Below are 21,289 nucleotides of genomic sequence, written 5' to 3'. Positions count from 1 at the left end.
CAGAGGATATTGGCCATTATCCTGCGCGATCTCGGCAGATTGACATTGAGTGGCCTGCGCAAACAAACTGGGGTGTTATTGCCCCAGGTGCCCACAGCCGTTGTCCTGGATTTCGTCTCCGCTTGTCGGTCGAGCCTATGGTTTTTCCAGCCCAGTCGCGCTTGTTGCCCTATTTCGCCGTGTTCGGCCTGACCTTCGCCCTGACCCTGGGCGGCATCCTGGCACGGCCAATCGAATCCTTGTCCCTGTTCTGGCCCGTCAATGCAGTGCTGGCCGGTGTGCTGTTGCGCTACCCGCGCCACGCCACCCCGGTGAGTTTCACCCTGGCCTGGCTGGCCATGATCGCCGCCGACCTGGCTTGCGGCAGCGCCTGGCTCTCGGCGCTGTGGCTCAACCTGTGCAACCTGAGCGTAGTGGTGACGGTGTGGCTCTTGCTGTCACGCTTACCGCGCCTGCACCGGCGCATGCGCAGCCCGCAGGGAGTGCTCAGCGTATTCGGTGCCTGCGCGGCCGGTGCCATGGTGGCGGCTTGCATGGCCTGCGTGGTGGCTGCCCCGTGGTTCGAGCAATCGCTGCGCACCACCTGGCTGGCGTGGTTCAGCGAGCAGTTCTCGACCGCAGTGCTGGTGCTGCCGGTGCTGCTGACGGCGCCATCGGCGCGCGCGCTGGTCCGCAGTGGAGCCCAGGCCGTAAGCCTGCCCCCCTTGCTGGTGCTGCTGGCCTCGCTGGTCTTCAGTATCGCCTTCGGCGGACCGGGGGCCATTGCCTTCCCGATCGCAGCACTGCTGTGGTGCGCATGGACCTACTCACCGTTTCTGGTTTCATTGCTGACACTGACTACCGGCAGTACGCTGATCGTTGCGGTGGCGCAGAACCTGATGCATTTCAGCGCGCCGCAAAGCGAGCTTGGGGTCACCACATTGATGTCGGCCCGTCTGGGCATCGCCATGCTGGTGCTCGGGCCGCTGGTGGTTTCTTGCGTCAGCCAGGCCAACCGTAGCCTGCTGGCGCGCCTGGCGCATCAGGCCACCATCGATCACCTGACCGGAGCACTGACCCGCAGCGCCTTCACCCGCCGCGCCAATGCCCTGCTCGACAGCCGCCAGCAACATGCCCAGGCATTGCCGCTGACCTTGATGATGCTCGACATCGACCATTTCAAGTCGATCAACGATCGCCATGGCCACGCCGTAGGCGACCAGGTGCTGCGCCAGTTCGCCCACACCCTGCAAGACCAGTTGCATGAAGGCGAGCTGGTGGCGCGCATGGGCGGTGAAGAGTTTGTAATCCTGCTGCCGGGCCTCGCGCCAGACCGGGCCAACTTCACCGCTGAGCGCTTGCGCAGAGCGGTCCAGGACCTACACCTGGCGCAGGGCGACGAGCGCCTGCAGATCACCGTCAGCATCGGCCTGGACGGCTGCGCCGGGCATGAACCGGCGCCGGGTCTGGACGAGCTGTTGGCCCGTGCGGACCAGGCGCTGTACCGCGCCAAGGCCCACGGCCGCAACCGTGTCGAACTGGCAGAGGCACAGGGCGCCGGGTAATTTGACTCACCCCATCAGAAAATCCCAGGACAACTTGGCGATCAGCACGCACAGCAAGACCAGGAACAGCCCGCGCACAAAGGCTGCGCCCTTGCGCACGGCCAGCCAGGTCCCGGTCAGCGCCCCAAGCACGTTGCATGCGGCCATGGGCAAGGCAATGGCATAAAGCACATTGCCCGATGGCACGAAGAACACCAGCGCCGCGAGGTTGGTGGCGATGTTGACCACCTTGGCAGAGGCCGAGGCGTGCAGGAAGTCCAACGCGAAAAAGCGAATGAACAGGAAGATCAGGAAGCTGCCGGTTCCTGGCCCGAACAGGCCGTCGTAGAAGCCAATGGCGCCACCGATCAGTACCGCCAGGCATTGCTCCTTGCGGCCGATCTTCGCCGGCGCGTGCAAGGTGCCGAAATCCTTCTTGCAAAAGGTGTAGATCGCCATCAGCACGATCAGCACCAGCACTGCCGGGCGCATCACGCTGGGCGGCACCAGCGACACCGTGGCCGCCCCTGCAAACGACATGATGAACGCACTGAGCGCCGCCGGCACGATCAACCCCCAGTCCAGGGTGACCTTGCGAATGAACGAGCGCGCCGCGAAAGCCGTACCGCACACCGATGCCAGTTTGTTGCTGCCAAGCAAGGCCGCAGGTTGCGCCGTGGGCAATACGTTGAACAGCGCCGGGATCTGAATGAGCCCACCACCTCCTACCGCAGCATCGATCAGGCCGGCGGCAAAAGCGAACAGGGAGAGTACGGCGATATCCATCATGGCGCGGTTCCAGGCAGTGAAAGCAGACCGCAAGGCTAATCAAATCGGCGCGCCTGTGTTGAAATGCCATATTGCAAAAACTGCAACCAGGAGACCTTCATGGCATTGGACATGCTGCGCGAAATCCAGGCCTTCGTCAGCGTCGCGCACAAACGCAGCTTCGTCGCCGCCGCCCGCGCCCTGGGCCGCTCGCCCAGCGCCGTGACGCGGGCAGTACAGGCTTTGGAAGACAACAGCGGGTGCAAGCTGCTCAACCGCAATGCCAATGCGGTGACCCTCACCGAAGCTGGCGAGCGGTTATTGCCCCACGCCGAACGCTTGCTCGATGTGCAACGTGATGCCGCCGATGAATTGGCCGCACTCAGTGGCAGCGCACAGGGCTGGATCCGCTTCGGCGTGCCGCAATTGCTTGGCGAACATGTGCTGCCCGGTGTGCTGGCGGCATTTTCCCGCCGCCACCCCCAGGTAACGCTGGACGTCCACTACCGTGACGAGGCGCTTGACCCTTTGCTGGGCAAGCTCGATTTCGTGGTCCGCGGTGCGTTTCCACAATCAAGCGAGCTGATCGGTTACCCACTGTGGCGCTACCAGCGCCATCTGTACGCCAGCCCGGACTACCTGGCGCGCCATGGCATACCCAAGCGGCCAGAGGACCTGGCTGACCATTCGCTGATCCTGCATACCGCCCCGCGCATACTCAAGGCCTGGCACTTTTGCCAAGGTGGCCGAATCACCAGCCTGCGCCCCCATCCAAGGCTGCGACTGAGCTCAGGCGATGCGGTCTACCACAGTACACTGGCCGGTGCCGGCATTGCCCGCCTGGCCGACTGGGTGGGCGAGGCACAAGTCGGTGCCGGCCGGCTGGTGCGTGTTTGCGCAGATTACCGACTGACATCCAGTACCGGCCAAGACCCGCAAATGCACGCTGTGTATCCTGCCGGCGAGTTGCCAGCGCGGGTCCGTGAGCTGCTGCTGGCCCTGCGCCAGGCGGGCAATGGGGGCAACCGGCAGGCTCGCTGACATCTGTTCAAATTCTGCTCAATTCAACAGAAGCCGCAAACGGCTTGGCTTACAGCATTTTATCCACAGACCTACCCACGTTTTTTGTGGACAGATTTCCCCGCGTAAAGAAGGACTTATCGCACGCGCAGTAGCGCTGCATTCGCCGCCTTGACCAGCTCGATCCACTCAACCGCACTGATCACGCCTGATTGCTCAAGCGCATCGGCACTGCGCAACGCCTGGTCGTATTCATTTTCTTCGAGAATGCCTGCGGTCAGGAAGCGGCTACGCCACTCCAGCAGCGCTGAAGGGTCCTTCTTGCATTCCATCTATATGTCGACTCCAAGGTAAAAGGCCGGCCCACTGCCGCGACTCATTATGACGCGAGCGGGAGAGTACACGAGGCCTTTTCACTTGAGAACGACTTGCAGCTACCGCCAGTCTAACGGTATACCAAGGACCATTGCCGCAACGGCCCGACGCTGGCTCCCCTGGCAAAAGGGCGGGCCGGAGGGGGGAGTTTTGTCAGCCAGGAGGGATGGTGCCCAGTAGGCCTACCAAAAGGGTGAGCAGAAGAAAACCACCCAGAAATAGCGCGAGCTTGCCCATCAGAACCTCTTCAATGTGATAGCAGGGATGAAAAGCATTATCGGCGCAGCGCTGATACGGATACAGATTCAGGTTTGATGAAAAAAGGCGTATCAGATGCGATCGGCCACGCATCCAGCCAAGCGTGCTCACCATGTGGCAGTGGTCGTGGGAGGCCACAAGAGCGCGTTTGAGTTGTCGATACCGGCATACAATTGCAACTTTAAGTTTCAGTGCATAGCTGGCCAGCCTGCCAGCAGCATGATGCCTCTTTCAACGGTCAGGTCATCACAGGCTCAGCAATTACGGGCATCAGACGCAAGCCTGATCTACACGAATAGAAACAGCCTCTAAGTTAATTTGTAGGAAGTTTTCCCCCTTACTGTAGGCTGCATCTGGGTGCCGAGTATCTGCTGTATGAAACCTCAGTTTCCGCAGCAATATCGAACTGCTAGGGTCCATTTTTCCTACAACGGCACGGAAGCCTTCAGCATGAGGGAAACATGGACCAGTTCAATACTTCTGGCCTGGGTCTGCAAAAATGCCTGCTCGCATTACGCAAAGAGCGGGATCTTCTGAAAGCACAGGGCAAAGATGAGGAGGCGCAACGGCTTACGCGAAAAATTGCGGGGATGGAGGCTACGCTGGCAGGGATGCCCCTGGAGATGAAGCCGCCGACGCTGCAGTAGCACGCCCTTCCCTGTGCCGATGTTCGCTCGTCAACCACTGCGGGCTGAATATCGATTTGGGGCCGCTTTGCGGCCCATCGCCGGCAAGCCAGCTCCCACAGACACAGTGCAGACCTCAAGAACTGCATGGTATCTGTGTGGCCGGCTTGCCGGCGATTGGCTGCGTAGCAGCCCTGATAACGCTAACTGACAGGCATTACCCCTAGCGCTGCCTGCATCCAGAAATGCACTGCAATCGATCCTGATAATTAATTTGTGGCGTGTGCGGATCCTGCCTACCGTGTGTCATCACTCAAGCCTGGGAAAAAGGCCCGACCATGAATGACCGCGAGTTCATCAATGCCATCGACGCCGATGGCCTGCCCCTGCACATTGCCGTAAAGAACGGGCGCATCACCCATATCGGCCCGCAGCGCGCCAGCGAGCCGGTCCGCGAAACCATCGACCTTGAAGGGCTGCTGGCGTTGCCTGGGTTCGTCGATGGCCACATTCACCTGGACAAGAGTTTCGTCGGCGACCGTTGGCGCCCGCACCAGAGCGTGGCCTCCCTGCGTGAACGGCTGGCGGTGGAAAAGCGCGAGCTCGCCAGCGCCCCGCCTATTGTCGAACGCGCCGATGCCCTGATTCGTCAGGCCGCCGCCTTCGGCACCCTGGCCATGCGCTGCCATGTGGATGTGGACGCCACCACCGGCCTTGCCAATCTGCGCGCCATCCTCGAAGCCCGCGAGAAGTGGAAAGACCTGATCGACATCGAGCTGGTGGCTTTCCCCCAGGCCGGCGTGGTGACCTGCCCCGGCACTGCCGAAGTGATGGAGGCTGCCGTACGCGAAGGTGTGCAGGTGGTGGGCGGTATCGACCCGACCACCCTGGACGGTGACGCCGAAGCGCAGCTGGACATTGTTTTCGGCATCGCCGACCGGCACGGGGTGAAGGTTGATATTCACCTGCACGAGCCAGGTGACATCTGCATAGCCCAGCTCGAACGCATCGCCGCGCGTACCCAGGCACTGGGCATGCAAGGTTTGGTGGCGGTGAGCCATGCCTATGGCCTGGGTGATGTTGTCGACAGCGTGGTGGACCGCACCGCCGAAGTGCTGGCCGGTGCAGGCGTGTCGATCATGACCAACGCCCCGGGCGAGCACGCCTTCCCGCCCGTGCTGCGCCTGCGCGCAGGCGGCGTGCGGGTGTTCACCGGCAACGACAACATCCAGGACGCCTGGTGGCCCTACGGCAATGGCGACATGCTGCAACGGGCCATGTTGGTCAGCTATCGCTCGGGCTTCAACACTGACGAGGAACTGCGGGTAGCGCTGCACATGGCGACCGAAGCCAGTGCCGGGGTGATGGGTAAAAAGGGCTATGGGCTGAAGGTAGGCAACGAAGCGAGTTTTGTGCTGTTCAAAGCCCCGAATGCTGCCGCTGCGGTGGCGGCAGCGCTGCATGAAAGGGTGATCGTGCGCCACGGCGCGTTCTGGGGCGGGCCTGCGCAGTTGCAACTCGAGGCGTCGCAGTTTGCTGCAGAACTTCGCCGCAGGTGATGTAGGTAATCCCAGGACTAGAACTCCACCTTGCCCCGACCCGCCTTGACATTGCTCCGCCTGGCTTTGCCTTCCAGACGGCGGGTCTTCGAACCGAGGGTCGGCTTGGTGGGACGGCGTTTCTTCTCGGTCTTGCCGGCAGCGATGATCAACTCGGCAAGACGCGCCAGTGCGTCAGCACGGTTCTGCTCCTGGGTGCGGTACTGCTGGCCCTTGATGATCAAAACACCCTCGCCGGTGATGCGACTGTCGCGCAACGCCAGCAGCCGCTCTTTGTAGAACTCGGGCAACGATGAGGCCGGGATGTCGAAGCGCAGGTGCACGGCGCTGGACACCTTGTTGACATTCTGCCCACCCGCGCCCTGCGCGCGGATGTATGTCAGTTCGATTTCGGCATCCGGTAGATGCACGTTATTGGAGATGGTCAGCATGACATGGCCCTTGTAATTGCGCCCATTATCACAGGGTTCTCCGTTCTCCCATAGAAAACCCCGGTTTCTGGATAGGTGTCGGCCGTGCCGGCTTTCCGGCGATGTGGCCCATACTGATTACAGAGCATTGGATTGCTGCCCGCCATAGGCTGACATAGACCGATCAAAACACCCACATCTTGAGCGCTGGAAACACCAGGAAATCAGATTTTCCCTCGTCCTTGTAGCCCATTTCCCAAACATACTCGCACTGCGCTTTTTTCCGTCGCGGCCACTGTAGCTGCGCTCCAGTCTCGGCATGTCGTTGCTCATCAACGATACAGCTTTGACAGGCTGTGACGGTAAATCCCACAGACAGTCTCAGTTTTATGGTGGCTGTGCGTGTGGGCACGCTTGCGTGCGCCGGAGTTTTTCGTGATTTTACCGCCGGTCTGTCAACCCACGTACAGCTGCCCCCCCCCCCCGCGACGCAGATGCCCTCAGGAGAAGCGTGAAGATCTCCCGCAGCGTGCGAACCGCTTCGAGGCGCCTCAACCTAAGTAAGTGGTTGTTGAAGAACAGCGGCTTGCCCTTAGCCTTACGCTTCTTGTTCAGCAGACTCGGGGCAGCGATGTCAGCAATGCTGCACATTGGCGCAGTTCAGCATTACATCGCCTTGCAGGTACGCCATCACGCAGCCTCTCTTCCCCGAAACGAACGCCCTACGGCCTCCAGCTCGCCACATGCATCTCCCTGAGGTACCAATCGAATGTCCACCCGACGATTTTCTGCGCGACCATTCACGGTGTCGTTGCTGCTGACCGGTTGACTGGCGGCAACACCTTGGACAGCAAAGCAACTGTCCGGGATATCGCCCATACGCTGCATCCAGTCGCGAACAGCGGAAGCGCGGGCACGAGAAAGATCGAGATTCTTGGCTGCATCGCCTCGCGCATCCGCATGCCCGGAGATAACGATCAACCAGCCAGGCTGGGCCTTGATTCCAACCAGTGCATTGACCAGCAGCTTGGTTGAACCCGGCTTGAGTTCGGCACTGCCAGGATCGAACAGGTTCAAGCTGTCGAGTTGGATTGGATCGGACGTAGGGGGTTCTTTGGCTTGCCTGGATGACCACTCTTGCCAACCTAACCACCCCAAGCATGCAATAGTGACCATCAGCAGCAGCAACCACGGCAACACGACACGCTTCTGCGCCGGAGGCTCGACTACAAATGTGTAGGTCGAAGGGGCAGAAACGGCAGCAGCCATTTGAGGCGTGATGGATGGCTCAGCAATCGTCGCCCAGGATTGCAGAGGAAGCGGCATCGCCGCCACCCGGCCTCCTGGCATACGCTGCAGGAGGCTGGCCAGTTGGTTTCGGAAGACCTGCAGCGCAACCAAAGGTGCATGGCCAAGGCGTTCCAAGCGGTGCTCCAGGCGGTTCAACTCGACAATCAGTTCGCTCAACCCCGCCGAACTCGACCTGCCCCACGCCACCATGCGAACCAAGGGATGCAACTGAGTAAACAGCCATGCAATGAGATCGATGCGAGCTGACGCCTGCACTGGCCATACGCGCGGCCACTCATCGCTCAGTGTAGCGAGCAGCGCCACACCCTCGGTCAAGCCCGTCACACCCGTGCGGTAGCTACGCGCCAGTACGAACGCCACCGCCGTCTGCAGCTCAATCCCGTTCAGCTCGAAGAGTCGCAAAGACAACCCCTCAACTTTTGCCCAGTCCACATCGGGACAGGCGGGGTGCGTGAGCTTGGCCAGCTCACCGTGCAACACCTTGAACTCATCGAAGTTGCCTGGATCCCCACCCAAGCGAACACGCATCCCAAAAAGTGCCGTCATCTGGCCCCCTGTCAGTTCCATTGCACGGGAAGGTAGCCTTCCTGCTTGAGGTGACGCACCACAACCCTGCCTTCGGCGCCGAGTGTGGTCCCAAAGGACGCCCTGCCGCCGCCCTTGATGACCACGTCAAGGGCATAGTCAAGATGGCCAGGGCGAGACTGAGGTATCAGCTGAACGCTCACCTGCGCCAGCCGGGGCTCATAGCGGCGCAACGTGCGGGCGATGTCGTTCATCAAGCCATGTGCTGAAGCCGGTAGCCCTTGCAGCACTGTGCCCATGTCCGGCAAGCCATAGTCGGGCAGATGCGAGAGTGATCCTGCACGGCTGTTGAGAATGCGCTGAATGTTGTCCAGCACCGAGAGGGTCAGCTGGTCATCTTCATTCACCTGGTCCAGCGCTAGCTCACCGCAAAAGTTCTGCAACAGGATTTCGTAAAGAGAAGGACTGGTCTCAGGCATGCAGTCAGCCCTCCGCACGATGTTGAAGCGTCAGTCGGTTATCGCCCAATTCCAGCACTCTGGCCTGATCCGGTTCGAGGTCGTCACGCTGCAAGACAACGCGCCACGTATTTTCGATAACGTCTGGACTTCGGAACAGCGCAACCACAGCAACATACCGAGCGTCGCCTTGTAGAGGTGTACTCAGCTGCGCCGCCTCGCCGGGCTTTATCACCACCACGCGCTCATCGAGCAGATCATCGCGAAGCACTCGCTCACCTTGACTTACCAGTTCGTCATAGGTGGCGTTCTCCAACGCCTTGCTGTCCTTCAACTGGTAGACCCGCACCAGCACCGGCACCGACAATCCGCTCATCTCTTCGACATCGGTATTTATCGCTGACCGGCCGTTGAGATCCAGATGCAGCGTCTTTACTTGCTTGTAGAAGATCGCTTGGGCAGTAGACGCCGTACCGTCTGCAACCTTTTGTGCAAAGCCACACCCACTCAGTACTGCAACAAGTGTCGATGCCGTGAAGCATTTAAAAACGGTACGCCACATGCTGTACCTCCTTCCTGCAAGGGTTCGGCTGCAGACCTTGATATCGGCCCAGGTTAATCGTGATCGTGTCGTCTTGAGCCGATGCGAGTACGCCCTCTGCCCGCTTCAATACAGCGGTCATGCCAAGCATCGACCGAGTGCGTCCTAGTACAGGAGCCGGCACCATCTCGCGTGGAATTGAGAGCTGTAGCAGCGCTGTGCAACGCCATCCCAGGTACACCTCAAGCAACACCCACAAATCGGCTATCAGCCGGCCACCAGGAAGCCACTCACGCGCTTCATCCTGGTCCTCGGTATACAGCCGCAGGCGCAGCTGGCTGTTCGCGTCGTGCCCGACAGCGCCCAACGGCATGCCCTGGCCCAAAGTCACCGGACGCTCTGGTGCAAGGCTGGCGGGCTGCTCAAGCACAACACTCTGCGGCCAATGCCCGGTCACGTGCGTATCCGTGTGTGGCGCCAGCAACTTCACCAACGCACCAATCCCCTCCACGTTGCGCGTGGGAAGACGCATGACGCTAAGCAGGGCCAGAAAACGTGACATCGGTGTGGCGATACGCTCTGCCGTACCGGGAATGCCCAACCCGATCAAGCCCAATAAACACTGTGAAGTGGCATCGCGCCCACCCGGTTCGAACGTTGCCGGGTAGGAGTACTTGCGCCAGATCCGATAGAACTGGGTGAATATTCGATGGTTGAAGATATCGAGGAAGTGCTCCACCGCCTCATGGCCTTCGCGTCGCAGGGCGATATCGTCCAGATAGGCCGTGGGCAAAGGAGAGTCGACGCCATACAAACCCAGCAGCCGGGTTCGCACGGTCAGCGGTCGGTGTGGAGCAGACTCGTCGATTTCAATGGCCTTCAACTCGCCTGCTGGAAATCCCATTCCAGGATCTGGCCGGAACCTGATTAGGTCATCGCCGGGATGTGCAGTGCTGCCCAACGGTGGTTGTTCAGCCAACACCTGCTCCAGCACCTGGCAGAAGCGGTAGACGTTAGCCGTCGACACCTGTTCAGCCAACACATGCACAATGCCCTCGGCCTTCAACCGGGAATACGCTGACTGTGATGTTCGCTCCATCGCAGGCACCTCCCCGTCGGCTGCAAAATCATCGTCAGTTGAGTGCACAAATGAATGTCCGCATACAGAGCGAAGAACCGGCTGAGCATTTCACCAAACAGGCAGATATCCCCCTCGCCTGAAAAGCCATTGCTATCGACCGTCACTTCGATATCCACACCTCGCAGCAAGAAGCCTTTCTCGAAGCGCTGGATCAGGTGATGCTTGACGTCGACAATGGCCTCCAGACGGCGGCGGTTGGTTTCGCTACCCGTCCACTCATACAAGGCCAACGTGCCACGCAGTACTTCTGCACTGTTGAGCATCGGTAGAAAATTCGACCCCAGGTGACTGAGTACCCGCCAGTGAAAACGGTCGCGATTCGGCGGGTAGTACGGTAGGGTCGGCGCGGTCAGGTTGCGCACTCGCAAGCCTGCCTGTGTGGACTGCGCCGCAGCGTCGAGCAACGTACTGCGCAATGCTTTTCGCGGCAGCTGGCCATTGGTACCGGTCAGGCGCAACGACAGGCTTTTGCGATTGAGCAATACATCTTTGTCAAAGCCCTCCCCGCCAAGAATCAGCCAAGTGTCATGAAGACCATTGGCGCCGCGTCTCAGGCGGGTATGAAAATAGCGCTCGGGGGCCTCATCGCGAAGCATCCCCCCTTTGTGACGAAAGCTGCTGAACGGCACGTAATCCTGACGAACGCTGTCTTTCGCTCCAGAAACCTTGTCTACCGAGTAGATCTCTGTATGACCGTCCTGCAAGCGCATTGGGCGAAGCAAGTATTCATTCTGCAACGGGTCCAAGATGAGTGGATCAGCCTCTAGTGCAAATAAGTTGATCACGGGGACCGCGTGCAAACGAATGTGCTCTTGCGTCGGCGTAAACGTATGCGACCAGTTCTCACTGAGTACTACTTCAAGTTCGAACCACGGCGCGTGCGCAGGCAGCACGAGCGATTCCAGGCCGCAGAGCGTCACGAACATGAACTTCTCGCGGAACGTAAAGTACTCCAGCAACAACTGATAACCGCTGAATGCGCTATCGCCTTTAGGCCAAAGGCGATCATCGTCCGCAAACCCCTTTGGCTTGAATTGCCCCGCAAATGCCTTGCGCTGCGCCTCGCCTGGCAAGCGCACATGCAGCGCCTGCACGTTCAATGTCAGCGCCTGGTGCAGTACACTGGCAAGCGCCGCGTCGCCATTCAGATACAAGGGGATATGCGCGAGGTCGAGTTGATCCCAGCTGGCCAGTGCTCCACGCGCGAAGCGTAGACGTAGAACTGCACGTCCATCGGGCTCATGGTCAAGTCGCACGGTTTCCAGATTGAGCGGTCGTAGCGTCAAATCCTGCGTGGTGGAGTAGCTGCAGCGGGTACGGTGCTGACCCACCGGTTGTGATAGCACCTGAAAGCCTCTTGCGACCGCCTCGCTGCCCTTCATCTGATTGACATCTGGCATAAGCTCGACGATGGCCAGCGATGGGATGGTACGCAGGTAATGCGGCCACAGCAGGCTGACCAGCCCCTCCGTCAGCTCAGGCAGGTCATCGTCCAATTTCTCACGCAGACGCCCCATCAAGAACGCAAAGCCTTCGAACAAGCGCTCCACATAGGGATCTTCAGCGCCGGGTTTATCCAGGTTGAGCTGCGCCGCCCGATCCGGGAAAGCTTGGGCAAACTCCTTACCTGCTTCCCGCAAGTAGCGCATTTCAGCGTCGAAGTAACGCAGGGTTAGGTTGTCCGTAGTCAAAACAGATTCCTGATCAAAGTGAATTAACTGCACAGGATTGCAGCGCGTACCGGGTCAATGGATACGAGTGCTGCCAACTGGTGTTCCATTTGCCGCGCCAACGCAGGCCGGTCAGCATCGTTGCGCTGGTTTTTCAAACGCAGCAGCTTGAGTAAACGCGCCTTGACCTCGAAGAGCAGGTCGGGCTCCCAGTCGGCAAATGTGTGGCGTTGCGCGGCAGCGTCCAGCTCAGTGAACAAATGAATGGCCAGCTCGGCCTTGCCGCACTGTTCGGCCACTCGCGCCATCAGCAAACGCAGTAACCAACGTTGCCGCCCGGTCTGCACGTCTGGACGGCTCGCCAGCCACGCCAGCGCGTGCTCCACGCCATCAGCATCCGCTTGCGCCAGTGCCTCGGGCTCCAAGGCGAATATTTCGCATGCAGCCGCCGACGATGCGGGGGCCGCTGTGGGCAGCCATTGTTCTGGGCGATTACCGCTGACCTGCTGGTTGATCCACTCACGCGTGGCTTCATCGGCGAATGGCGAGCCATCGCTCCAACACAGTAACTCCACGCCCGGCAGGCGTTGCAGCAGCATGCCCAGATCGTGTTTGACCACATCCGCCCAGCTCTTGGAGGGTTCAGCTGATTTGCTCAGGGCCTGATGGAGATACCATTGCAAATCCAACCAGAAGTGGTTGACGCCTTCGGCATACATTTGCTCGACCTGATCAATCAGCTCGTTCCAGCTTTGCTGCAAGTGCAAGCGCTTGAGCTGAGCGCGATACTCGCCGCGAGGCGGTGCCAGACGGGTAACCCCCTGCGCAGTTTGCGGCGGCAGTTGATGCACGGTGTCCCAACGCAAACTCTTCATCAGCCGATGCGCCGCCAACCACCCTTCTGGTTGATCACGTAGATAGCTGGCTAGCCCTCTACCACTGTCCAGCAGATCTCGGCCCGACTTTATGGGTGTTGGGCTCGGGCCTGCCGCCCTACTGTCTACGGGTGAATCACTGCCAGTCTGAGGGACGATTGCATCAACACCTCCCGACACAGCGAGTCGGGCAGTGAGGGCACCGTACAACGCGTCCAGTCCTGGCAGTTGGTCTTCAGGCCAATGGCTGAAGCAGTGCTCCAACCATACCAAAGCAGCCACCGTTCGCTCGGTTTCAGCCTTGACCACCTGTGGGTACAGCGACAAGCTTGCCAGGACCCTGCTGCCGGCAAGCCACTCCAAGGCCATCTTGCGGCTGTTGCCACGCACAGGCAGGATGCCGTCGGCATAACGTTCCATTAACGCTGCCAACAAGTTCAAGCCATCCGCCAAGCCTGCCTCTCCGTCCCGGTGCAAGCGTGCCCAGAGGTAGTAAGTGGCAACGCGAAGGTCTTTACACGAGTGCTGGAGCAGCTTCTGCCCCAGCTGCGCCACCAGCTCCACATCCGCCCCGGAAAGCTTGTTGACCTCCTCGCGCATATGCTGGAAGTCGTCGTCATAAACCGGATCCTCGCCTACGGGCGCGTCATCACGGATGGGGGTCAACCAGGTTTTCCAGCACTCGCTGTGCTCGCGCGCCACGGCCAGTGGCTCGCAACCGGGTAAACAGCTTTCGATCAGGCTTTTCAGACTCATTCGATGCCCCCATTCTGCGCGTACTGCGGTGTGTCACGGCCATCGACCAGAAAGATCTCTCGCGGCAAGCTGAACCCTCGCAATTTGAGCAGCGCAAGCGGGCCTTCCCGCAACTCGGTGCGCAAGTGCCAAGTGAGGCGCAAACCATCTGGCGCATCCAACACGACCCGGAAGCGGCTATCGCCGTCGTCCAACGCCGTGACATTGGCCTGCTCCAGCAGACGAATCAGTCCCCAGGTGCCCTGGTAGTCCGCAAAGAGACGTTCGCCGGTGTAGACACTGCTCCACGTAAGGCTGATGCCGGGGTGGTCACCCTGCCCGGGCCAGTGAAAGCGTTGCCAGCTTTCTCGCTGGTTGAAGTAATGGTGCTTTTCACCATTGAGCACGAACGTGGTCTGCACCACATCACGCACAGGTTTGCCTTGCAGCTCGAAGCTCAAGCCCATACCGCCATCGGTGTACAACACATCGGCCAGACGACTGAGCTGATTGATCGCTGTCAGAAAGTCCGGGTTGAAACGCAGCCCCTGGCTTTGCCGCGGGTCTGCCACCCAGCGGCTACCTTCTTTTCGTAGAAGCCCCGTGAGCTGCTGGGCCAGAAACTGTTCGATCCGCCCGGAGTCGGCGCGGATCATCTGCCCCAGCATGGGCAACGAGGCGCCACTGCTGGTGGCCGCGAAGGGATACCGGCCGCTGAAAGCACCCTGCCACTCGTCGACGATCGAGCGCTGCCACGCCCTGTTGAGGCCTGCCGACGACGGCTGCAGAATCTGTTGCCAGGCCTGATCCAGCGGCTGCACGAAGAGCGTATTGGCAGCCGCGCCCCAGTCGGCGCCCAGGCTGGCGGCGATCAGGTTGCCATAGGCCTGGGTATCGGTCAGGTCCACGCTTTTACCTTGGAATACCGTCTGCGCCAAGGCCTGGATCATTGCTTCAGGATCGGGCGCATTGACCACCTGCTGCAGCTTCAAGCGCACGCCGGTGACCCGCGTGAGGAAGGTTTGCAGGCTCAAACGGTCATCGCCCGATCGCCCTTCCGCCTCCTTTCCCAGCAACGCCATCAAGGGGCCAAAGGTGCTGTCGAGCGGGCCGTTTGGTGTTTGGGGAAGTTGATCGACTATCGGCGCTGCTTTTTGCCCCACCAACTTCTGTGCGGATTCAATCAGGGAATCGGCCAAGGCCTGGCCACGAACGCCTGCCTGGCCCTGGTAACTCAACGTGTTCATCAGGGCGATAAATGGCGACTGACGCACATCGCTCATCAGCGTCAACTGTGCAATCACATCGCTCAGGCCATGGCTCTGCTGCCAGCGCAGGCTGTTGAGGAAGCCCAGCCAGGCACTGCTGTAATCCTGGAAGTAGCGCGTGGTCAACCGCTCGCTGAGTTCGTCGGGGCTCAGCTCCTTGGCAATGTCGTTGGGGTTGTCGCTGAGCACCCAGTCGATCTCTTCGCGGCGCGCCTGCGCCGCCTCTTCAATGGCTGCACGTACCCGCCCTTCCCACGCTTGGCGGGTGAACACACCGGGGACCTGTTCAGCACTGGCGAACAAGGCGGTTGCATCGGTGTCGCCGACCATCTGCTGCAAGCCCAACGCCGGGTAGTGGTTCGCCGCGGTGTCGAGGACCTGCTGATACAGGCTGCTTTCGGCGTTTCGCTGGCCCAGTTCGCGCAGCAGCACGTGACGCGTTTGGGCGATCAACCTGGGGTCGGCCTTGATCGCCCAATCCGGGTGATCGGGCAGATGCTGGCCGTAGAACGTCCACAGTGCCGGTTCGGCAGCGCCCAAGGTCTCGGCCAAGAAAGCCGCATCGGCTTTTTCCGGGCGCGCCAGCATCAGATAGGCTTTGAGGTAGTTGTACGTCAGCTGGGCCCGCTTGGCGCGCTGGGGACTCGCCGGAGGTAAGTTGACCAACGCCTTGAGCCGTTTTTCCAGTTCAGAGACGGCGGGGTCACGGAGCAGTTGGTTATTGGCTTGCGTATAGAGCGGCCACACCGCTTCGCGCAGGTCGTGGGACCGGTTCAGGCCAAAACGCTGGTACCACGGTGCGCCGTGTTCTGATCGATAGTCCAGGCGGGAGAGTTCGCGTACAAGCTCGCCCAGTGCCTGTTGAGTGTCGGTGCCTGTTACAGGTTGCTGCAAAGCGCTGTACGCCGCCGCTATTTGAACGACCTCGGCACGGTTGCTGGCAAACGACAACAGCAAGCCGATGCCCCAGATGGAAGCCAGGCCAAGCGCAGAAACGTAGGCGACTCTGCCTGGGTGCCAACCCAGTCGTCGGGCTCGGGCAGAGCGATCGCTGAGGATCCCTGACCATGCAGGGTCTTCAGGCCAGTGATGATCCACGCGAAGGTTGTTCTGGAGTCGCAGCGGTAAGCTGAACCACACTCCACGCAACCAAACGTCGCGTCGCCGGAACAGCGCGGACAATGCAGCGCTCCATCCGGAGACACCCTCGGTCGCAACATCGCGTGACAACCGAAGCAAGAAATCATGATCAGAGTCTTTTTGAAGCTGCGATAGACCCTGCTCACGTAAGGGTTGTGCGAGCATGCCTAAGTGGTCGGCGAGCCGCACTGGCGTTAATGGTACCGGGAGCATGCAGCCTACCGCCCCGATTTCGCGCGCGTGCTGCGGCCACATACTGTCGCAGACCTGCCACACATGCAGCAGCAATTGGCAGCGAAGGGTTTTGGCCAGATTCTGCAAACGACGAACGCTATCGTTCATCGCGCTCACGTTATTGCTTTGGTCTTTGTTCAACACCCAGACCACCCCATTGAGCGCACGGCTGCGACATAGGCCGCGCCACTGCAAAAGCAACGCGTCTTGCGGTTCACCTTGGATGCTGCCGGCCCACAGCAGCACGGTGTTTTGCCCTTCCAGCCAACGCTGCTCGCTCAACCCAGGGGCAATCGCCTCGATCTGCTCAGACTCACCGACCACCAACAACAGTCGAATTTTGCGCCGCCAGAAGAAGCCGTAGCGTCCATTCAAATGCGCCCTCAACTCGGGTACGCCGAATGGATCCTCAGCATTAGAAACCACGTTACTGCCAGTCGAACGAGTCCAGTTGACTCCGAGCTTTTGTCCCATCAGAGCAATAAAATCTCTCGCGCCCAACATTCGGATAGCCAATTCGCCGACGCCATCGAGAAAGAGAAATATCAAACAGCCGATCAACAACACTGCTGACCATTGCAAGCGTGCAGTCTCACTCCTCACCTGCACTACGGGATTATCGACCCAGATCAATACCCCACCCGCAACGAGCAAACACAGGATCACTATCCAGACGCTGATTCTCTTCTTTTTCACGATCAATCCCTATTTCAAGATCTCATGCAGGCCGGACAATAAAAATTTGAGCAGAGGCATCCTGTAGCAGGACCACCTGAGGACCGTCTTCTGCCTTGGCACACTCACTAGCAACGATTAATGCGACATTACCTACTGCACATCCCGGCAAACCAAACGAATCATCCAATCGATGACACCTGGCCACGTTAAAAGGGAAACGTGCTGCATTCACAGCGATACTTGTCTCACGTAAAACGTCACCAGGCACCTGAGCCTGCCAACTGAAGTACGTTTCTTCTCCGGCACGCAGTTGCCCCCAAAGAAATGCATCGGTAACTGCATCCTTGATCGAGCGACCAGGGCATTCAAGTTGGACAGGACGATGAACCAGAGCGATCGAATCAATTTTTTGCGTGTTACACCACTGCGAAGAGCCCAACAACACAGCTGTCACGGCCTCAGCCTGTTCAGCAACGGGGTTTAGAAAAAGATTAATCTCGACGGACACTAACAATGGATGTCGTTCCGGCGCATCCAACCAAGCGTCCAGCCACATTATGCCATCATCGTCCATCGCAAAGACCACGCTATCAGTTAAACGGTGGTTGGTGGTAACTGCAGACCAAATGGACAGAAGCTCTTCATTGCAAAGTACTTTGTTATGCCTGATACGAACATCCACAGCAAGACTGCGCGCCCCCATCTCTAAATCAGACTCCAACCCACGTACAACTTGCTGTAAAAATCCACGTAAACGCTTAGCGTATTCGGACTTTGAGTGATTTTGTACCGGCGGTTTTAATTGGCTCAACCGCATTGTCAAGGCCTGTCCTTCCAGATAAATAGGTTGGAGAGGCTTACTACCCAAACGCAGGGCCTGAGCAAGTTTATTATTACCCGCCCCCGAACAATAGGACACGGCCAATACGGCAACCGTACGCTGGCCGCGCCGAATGAGTGACTGCTCCAACTCATCGCGACTCTCATTCCAACTCCCTATATAATCTCGATGTTTCTCGTACGCCAACAAACGCAGTGCGTAGAACACTAACCCGGTAATCAAACCCCCTAATAAAGCGCAGATCCAAAACCAAAATGATGTATGCCAACTGTCCACCCGCCAAAGCAGGACCATCAACCCGCCAACTACGAGCGAACAAAGCAAGATGACCACACCCCATCGCCAGTGCCGAGGTTGCCGGGGTAGCATTCGCCTCTCGGGTAATGAGCTCAGGTCAACTGCCATCTCACAGCCTACCTGCTTGAGGAAGCGACGTGATTAACTCACAACCACAGGAACAGCAATGACCGTCTAAAGCAATGGGCCGACCTTTAACTTTCGAACCTGTATCCCCCTCTGCTATTTCATTCACGCCGTGCCCAGGTATTGGACAAAAAACAGCATCACCTACGCAAGCGACATCAAGCTGCATAAATTTCAATCCACTGGTGCCGGCAAGTACCTTGCCTCCCGAAGACAGTTTGTCGCCAACACGAATAACTCCGCGCATATAATTAATCACCAAATAATAAAATCATCACCCGCCTTTCAGGCAGCCTACATTTAAATGCTCTCTCTGAAATATAGAACTCACTACTACTCAATCCGCTTGTAACTATTAACAACACATCTAGCCGTTTTATCTTCCAACACAATCAATTTATTTTCAGACCCATATCCATGTGGCTCGGCAGAGGTTCTATGCACATTTACGCCCCCTCCCCAGGTTGGATTAGCCCTTGCCTGACCACGCAAAACTTTTGTATCACGGCCAAAAAAGTCTTTAGTAATAGGCGTCTCAGGTCCCTGAGGGTCTACCTCAGGAGAGTACTGATAATAATTTTCATCATACCAATCCTTGACCCACTCCAGCCCATTATCTGACATTGCATAAAGGCCCAACGGATTGGGAGGAAACCCGTCTACCGGCAAGGGCGTAAAAACGCCCGTTCTCCACCCCATTTTTCTAGCAAACTCTTTACGATCTCGAGAAGTAGAAATGTTAATTCCTTTTGGCCCTCCGCCATCTTTAGTAAAATCATCATTTGTCTGCCTATAAGTACCGTCATCAGTGGCCACCATCAAGAACTTACCACGGCTGCGTGCCGCGTACTCCCACTGGGCCTCAGTGGGTAATGAGAAAGGAAGATCGGACACTTTAGCCAGCCAGTTGCAATAGCGGTCGGCCTCATACCAGTCCAAATGCGCTGGCAAACTAGGTAAAGAATGAATATTCTTCCAATCTTCCTGTTCATCCCCCTCCCCAAAAGAACGCAAATTAAGACCATTGCTTCTAAGATACATCTCACGCTCTTTATTTGAGATCTTAAATCTCGCAATAGAAAAGGCGCTCAACTTTACCTTATGTACTGGCCGACTGTCTTCATCACCATCATAAGGCAGTTGCTCCGCACCATACTGTAAGCCATAATCCCCCATCAAATATTCACCACCCTCAACAAACACCAAGTCCCTTTTTATTTCCTCGACAAAATTCTTCATCTCTATCGGAGTTACCCTGACCTCCTTATAATCGACGCCACTCGCCAACTGGTCACAGCCTGACAGACTAAAAAAAATCAAAAAAAATATAGGCGCCTTAAAAATCTTCACGACCACTCCAATTAGATTCCCTCAAAAAACATCCGCACCACAAGGACCAAACTTGCAACGTCGCGGATAATTCGGATCACGACCAAAATTTAGCTTATAATAAACCGTATCATTCATAGCGAGCGCATAACCAGAAGAACTAAACTCCTTCAACCGATCATAAATTATGGCCAGTTCGCCTCGCTCATATTTTATTTTATATAATCCTCTATCTCGATCCTTCCCTAACTTAAGAAAGTCTACCAAGCTTCGCTCATGCCGCTCGACGGCCTCCAACTCAAAGTAACCTTATACCCTTAGCTTCAGGTGTGTAGCGCAACAGATCCGTTTCTCGCTCTATAATGTTTTTAGCTAACAGATTCCTTCGCTTTGAAGCGTCAACATTCGTCTTCGCCTCATCAGCCGGCTCACGAACTTATTCAAATCCCCCTGAGGCACAGCCCTCATTACTGTTAAATTTGATCAGAACTATTAACAACACATCTAGCCGCTTTATCGTCCAATACAATCATGTCATGTTCAAATGCATAACCATGCGGATTCGCAGAGGTTCTGTGCACATTCACTCCTCCTCCCCAGCTTGGATTGGCATTTGCCTGACCACGTACAACTTTTGTATCCCGGCCAAAGTAGTCCTTGGTAACTGGTGTCTCCGGCCCCTGGGGGTCAATTTCAGGGGAGTACTGATAATAATTTTCGTCATACCAATCCTTAACCCACTCCAGCCCATTATCCGACATGGCATAAAGGCCCAACGGATTGGGAGGAAACCTGTCTACCGGCAAGGGCGTAAGCACGCCCGTTCTCCACCCCATTTTTCTAGCAAACTCCTTACGATCTCGAGAAGTAGAAATGTTAATTCCTTTTGGCCCTCCCCCATCTTTAGTAAAACCATCATTTGTCTGCCTATAAGTACCGTCATCAGTGGCCACCATCAAAAACTGACCGCGGCTGCGTGCCGCGTACTCCCACTGAGCCTCAGTGGGTAATGAGAAAGGAAGATTGGTCACTTTAGCCAGCCAGTTGCAATAGCGGTCGGCCTCATACCAGTCCATATGCGCTGGCAAATTAGGTAAAGAATGAATGTTCTTCCAATCCTCCTGTCTATCCCCCTCCTCAAAAGAACGCAAATCAAGACCATTGCTTTTAAGATACATCTCAAATTCTTTATTAGAGACCTTAAATCTTGCAATAGAAAAGGTGCTCAACTTGACCTTATGTACTGGCCGACTATCTCCATCACCATCATAAGACATTTGCTCCGCCCCATACTGCAAGCCATAATCCCCCATCAAATATTCACCACCCTCAACAAACACCAAATCCCTTTTTACTTCTTCGACAAAATGCTTCATTTCTATCGGAGTTATCCTGACCTCCTTATAACCAACACCACTCGCCAACTGGTCACAGCCTGACAGACTAAAAAAAATCAAAAAAAATATAGGCGCCTTAAAAATCTTCACGACCACTCCAATTAGATTCCCTCAAAAAACATCCGCACCACAAGGACCAAACTTGCAACGTCGCGGATAATTCGGATCACGACCAAAATTTAGC

At 57.5% G+C, this 21,289-nt stretch carries 19 protein-coding genes; 4 read left to right on the top strand and 15 right to left on the bottom strand.

Features of this window, described 5'->3' with window-relative positions; all coding sequences use genetic code 11:
* Positions 1-122 precede the first annotated feature (122 nt).
* Positions 123-1,544: a GGDEF domain-containing protein gene (locus IWW33_RS20595; RefSeq protein ID WP_174142216.1), complete on the top strand. Its 1,422-nt coding sequence runs from the start codon at positions 123-125 to the stop codon at positions 1,542-1,544.
* 6 nt (positions 1,545-1,550) lie between these two features.
* On the opposite strand, the gene IWW33_RS20590 is transcribed toward IWW33_RS20595, so the two are convergent.
* Positions 1,551-2,312, bottom strand: coding sequence for a TSUP family transporter (locus tag IWW33_RS20590; protein ID WP_174142217.1), 762 nt, complete (start codon positions 2,310-2,312; stop codon positions 1,551-1,553).
* A gap of 99 nt (positions 2,313-2,411) precedes the next feature.
* Between IWW33_RS20590 and IWW33_RS20585 the strand changes: the two genes are divergently transcribed.
* Positions 2,412-3,332 carry a LysR family transcriptional regulator gene (locus IWW33_RS20585; protein ID WP_115274381.1) on the top strand — a complete coding sequence of 307 codons (921 nt, stop codon included), beginning with the start codon at positions 2,412-2,414 and terminating at the stop codon, positions 3,330-3,332.
* A gap of 116 nt (positions 3,333-3,448) precedes the next feature.
* Here the strand turns inward: IWW33_RS20585 and IWW33_RS20580 are convergent, their stop codons facing one another.
* Together IWW33_RS20580 and IWW33_RS20575 are read right to left on the bottom strand one after the other, a co-directional pair.
* Positions 3,449-3,643 (bottom strand): hypothetical protein, encoded by a 195-nt coding sequence (locus IWW33_RS20580; RefSeq protein WP_115274380.1) that lies wholly within the window; start codon positions 3,641-3,643, stop codon positions 3,449-3,451.
* Positions 3,644-3,839: 196 nt separating this feature from the next.
* Positions 3,840-4,058, bottom strand: a complete 219-nt coding sequence (locus IWW33_RS20575) for a hypothetical protein (RefSeq protein ID WP_174142157.1) — start codon at positions 4,056-4,058, stop codon at positions 3,840-3,842.
* Positions 4,059-4,405: 347 nt separating this feature from the next.
* Between IWW33_RS20575 and IWW33_RS20570 the strand changes: the two genes are divergently transcribed.
* Together IWW33_RS20570 and IWW33_RS20565 are read left to right on the top strand one after the other, a co-directional pair.
* The gene (locus IWW33_RS20570) at positions 4,406-4,591 is read left to right on the top strand and encodes a hypothetical protein (protein WP_046785709.1); all 186 of its coding nucleotides are present in this window, start codon (positions 4,406-4,408) and stop codon (positions 4,589-4,591) included.
* A gap of 317 nt (positions 4,592-4,908) precedes the next feature.
* Positions 4,909-6,129 (top strand): amidohydrolase family protein, encoded by a 1,221-nt coding sequence (locus tag IWW33_RS20565; protein ID WP_174142218.1) that lies wholly within the window; start codon positions 4,909-4,911, stop codon positions 6,127-6,129.
* Positions 6,130-6,146: 17 nt separating this feature from the next.
* Here IWW33_RS20565 and arfB read toward each other — a convergent pair whose 3' ends face one another.
* The 12 genes from arfB to IWW33_RS20505 all read right to left on the bottom strand — a co-directional run bounded on the left by arfB (position 6,147) and on the right by IWW33_RS20505 (position 21,195).
* A complete protein-coding gene (gene arfB / locus IWW33_RS20560) occupies positions 6,147-6,560 on the bottom strand; it encodes an alternative ribosome rescue aminoacyl-tRNA hydrolase ArfB (RefSeq protein WP_174142219.1) in 414 nt (137 codons plus the stop codon).
* Between the two features lie 669 nt (positions 6,561-7,229).
* A complete protein-coding gene (locus tag IWW33_RS20555; RefSeq protein ID WP_115275510.1) occupies positions 7,230-8,396 on the bottom strand; it encodes an OmpA family protein in 1,167 nt (388 codons plus the stop codon).
* Positions 8,397-8,407: 11 nt separating this feature from the next.
* A complete protein-coding gene (gene tssE / locus IWW33_RS20550) occupies positions 8,408-8,854 on the bottom strand; it encodes a type VI secretion system baseplate subunit TssE (RefSeq protein ID WP_174142220.1) in 447 nt (148 codons plus the stop codon).
* 4 nt (positions 8,855-8,858) lie between these two features.
* Positions 8,859-9,395: a type VI secretion system lipoprotein TssJ gene (tssJ, locus tag IWW33_RS20545; protein WP_174142221.1), complete on the bottom strand. Its 537-nt coding sequence runs from the start codon at positions 9,393-9,395 to the stop codon at positions 8,859-8,861.
* Complete coding sequence (gene tssG, locus IWW33_RS20540) at positions 9,376-10,473, bottom strand: type VI secretion system baseplate subunit TssG (protein ID WP_174142222.1); 1,098 nt, start codon at positions 10,471-10,473, stop codon at positions 9,376-9,378. Before tssG ends, tssJ begins: the two co-directional genes overlap by 20 nt.
* Entirely contained in the window at positions 10,437-12,206 is a 1,770-nt protein-coding gene (gene tssF, locus IWW33_RS20535) for a type VI secretion system baseplate subunit TssF (RefSeq protein WP_174142223.1), read from the bottom strand. The genes tssG and tssF overlap by 37 nt, the downstream gene beginning before the upstream one ends.
* Positions 12,207-12,229: 23 nt before the next feature.
* The gene (tssA, locus tag IWW33_RS20530; RefSeq protein WP_174142224.1) at positions 12,230-13,816 is read right to left on the bottom strand and encodes a type VI secretion system protein TssA; all 1,587 of its coding nucleotides are present in this window, start codon (positions 13,814-13,816) and stop codon (positions 12,230-12,232) included.
* Positions 13,813-17,133 (bottom strand): ImcF-related family protein, encoded by a 3,321-nt coding sequence (locus tag IWW33_RS20525; protein WP_174142225.1) that lies wholly within the window; start codon positions 17,131-17,133, stop codon positions 13,813-13,815. The genes tssA and IWW33_RS20525 overlap by 4 nt, the downstream gene beginning before the upstream one ends.
* A 22-nt stretch (positions 17,134-17,155) precedes the next feature.
* Entirely contained in the window at positions 17,156-18,289 is a 1,134-nt protein-coding gene (locus tag IWW33_RS20520; RefSeq protein WP_174142226.1) for a hypothetical protein, read from the bottom strand.
* A 73-nt stretch (positions 18,290-18,362) separates the two neighbouring features.
* On the bottom strand, positions 18,363-18,626 hold the full coding sequence (locus tag IWW33_RS20515) for a PAAR domain-containing protein (RefSeq protein WP_115274372.1): 264 nt from the start codon (positions 18,624-18,626) through the stop codon (positions 18,363-18,365).
* A gap of 86 nt (positions 18,627-18,712) precedes the next feature.
* On the bottom strand, positions 18,713-19,729 hold the full coding sequence (locus IWW33_RS20510) for an SUMF1/EgtB/PvdO family nonheme iron enzyme (protein WP_196914337.1): 1,017 nt from the start codon (positions 19,727-19,729) through the stop codon (positions 18,713-18,715).
* A 452-nt stretch (positions 19,730-20,181) separates the two neighbouring features.
* Positions 20,182-21,195 (bottom strand): SUMF1/EgtB/PvdO family nonheme iron enzyme, encoded by a 1,014-nt coding sequence (locus IWW33_RS20505; RefSeq protein ID WP_196914336.1) that lies wholly within the window; start codon positions 21,193-21,195, stop codon positions 20,182-20,184.
* Positions 21,196-21,289 lie beyond the last annotated feature (94 nt).

This window comes from Pseudomonas sp. M2 (assembly GCF_015751845.1).
GTDB lineage: Bacteria > Pseudomonadota > Gammaproteobacteria > Pseudomonadales > Pseudomonadaceae > Aquipseudomonas > Aquipseudomonas putida_E.
Note: the sequence above shows the minus strand (reverse complement) of the source record. Positions and strands in the feature narration are given on the sequence as shown.

What these genes read in the sequence shown, in the direction of transcription:
- tssJ (WP_174142221.1), bottom strand. Translation starts at nt 9,395, where the DNA reads ATGTGGCGTACCGTTTTTAAATGCTTCACGGCATCGACACTTGTTGCA.
- tssG (WP_174142222.1), bottom strand. Translation starts at nt 10,473, where the DNA reads ATGGAGCGAACATCACAGTCAGCGTATTCCCGGTTGAAGGCCGAGGGC.
- IWW33_RS20580 (WP_115274380.1), bottom strand. Translation starts at nt 3,643, where the DNA reads ATGGAATGCAAGAAGGACCCTTCAGCGCTGCTGGAGTGGCGTAGCCGC.
- tssA (WP_174142224.1), bottom strand. Translation starts at nt 13,816, where the DNA reads ATGAGTCTGAAAAGCCTGATCGAAAGCTGTTTACCCGGTTGCGAGCCA.
- IWW33_RS20590 (WP_174142217.1), bottom strand. Translation starts at nt 2,312, where the DNA reads ATGATGGATATCGCCGTACTCTCCCTGTTCGCTTTTGCCGCCGGCCTG.
- IWW33_RS20570 (WP_046785709.1), top strand. Translation starts at nt 4,406, where the DNA reads ATGGACCAGTTCAATACTTCTGGCCTGGGTCTGCAAAAATGCCTGCTC.
- IWW33_RS20585 (WP_115274381.1), top strand. Translation starts at nt 2,412, where the DNA reads ATGGCATTGGACATGCTGCGCGAAATCCAGGCCTTCGTCAGCGTCGCG.
- IWW33_RS20515 (WP_115274372.1), bottom strand. Translation starts at nt 18,626, where the DNA reads ATGCGCGGAGTTATTCGTGTTGGCGACAAACTGTCTTCGGGAGGCAAG.
- IWW33_RS20575 (WP_174142157.1), bottom strand. Translation starts at nt 4,058, where the DNA reads ATGGTGAGCACGCTTGGCTGGATGCGTGGCCGATCGCATCTGATACGC.
- IWW33_RS20565 (WP_174142218.1), top strand. Translation starts at nt 4,909, where the DNA reads ATGAATGACCGCGAGTTCATCAATGCCATCGACGCCGATGGCCTGCCC.
- arfB (WP_174142219.1), bottom strand. Translation starts at nt 6,560, where the DNA reads ATGCTGACCATCTCCAATAACGTGCATCTACCGGATGCCGAAATCGAA.
- tssE (WP_174142220.1), bottom strand. Translation starts at nt 8,854, where the DNA reads ATGCCTGAGACCAGTCCTTCTCTTTACGAAATCCTGTTGCAGAACTTT.
- IWW33_RS20555 (WP_115275510.1), bottom strand. Translation starts at nt 8,396, where the DNA reads ATGACGGCACTTTTTGGGATGCGTGTTCGCTTGGGTGGGGATCCAGGC.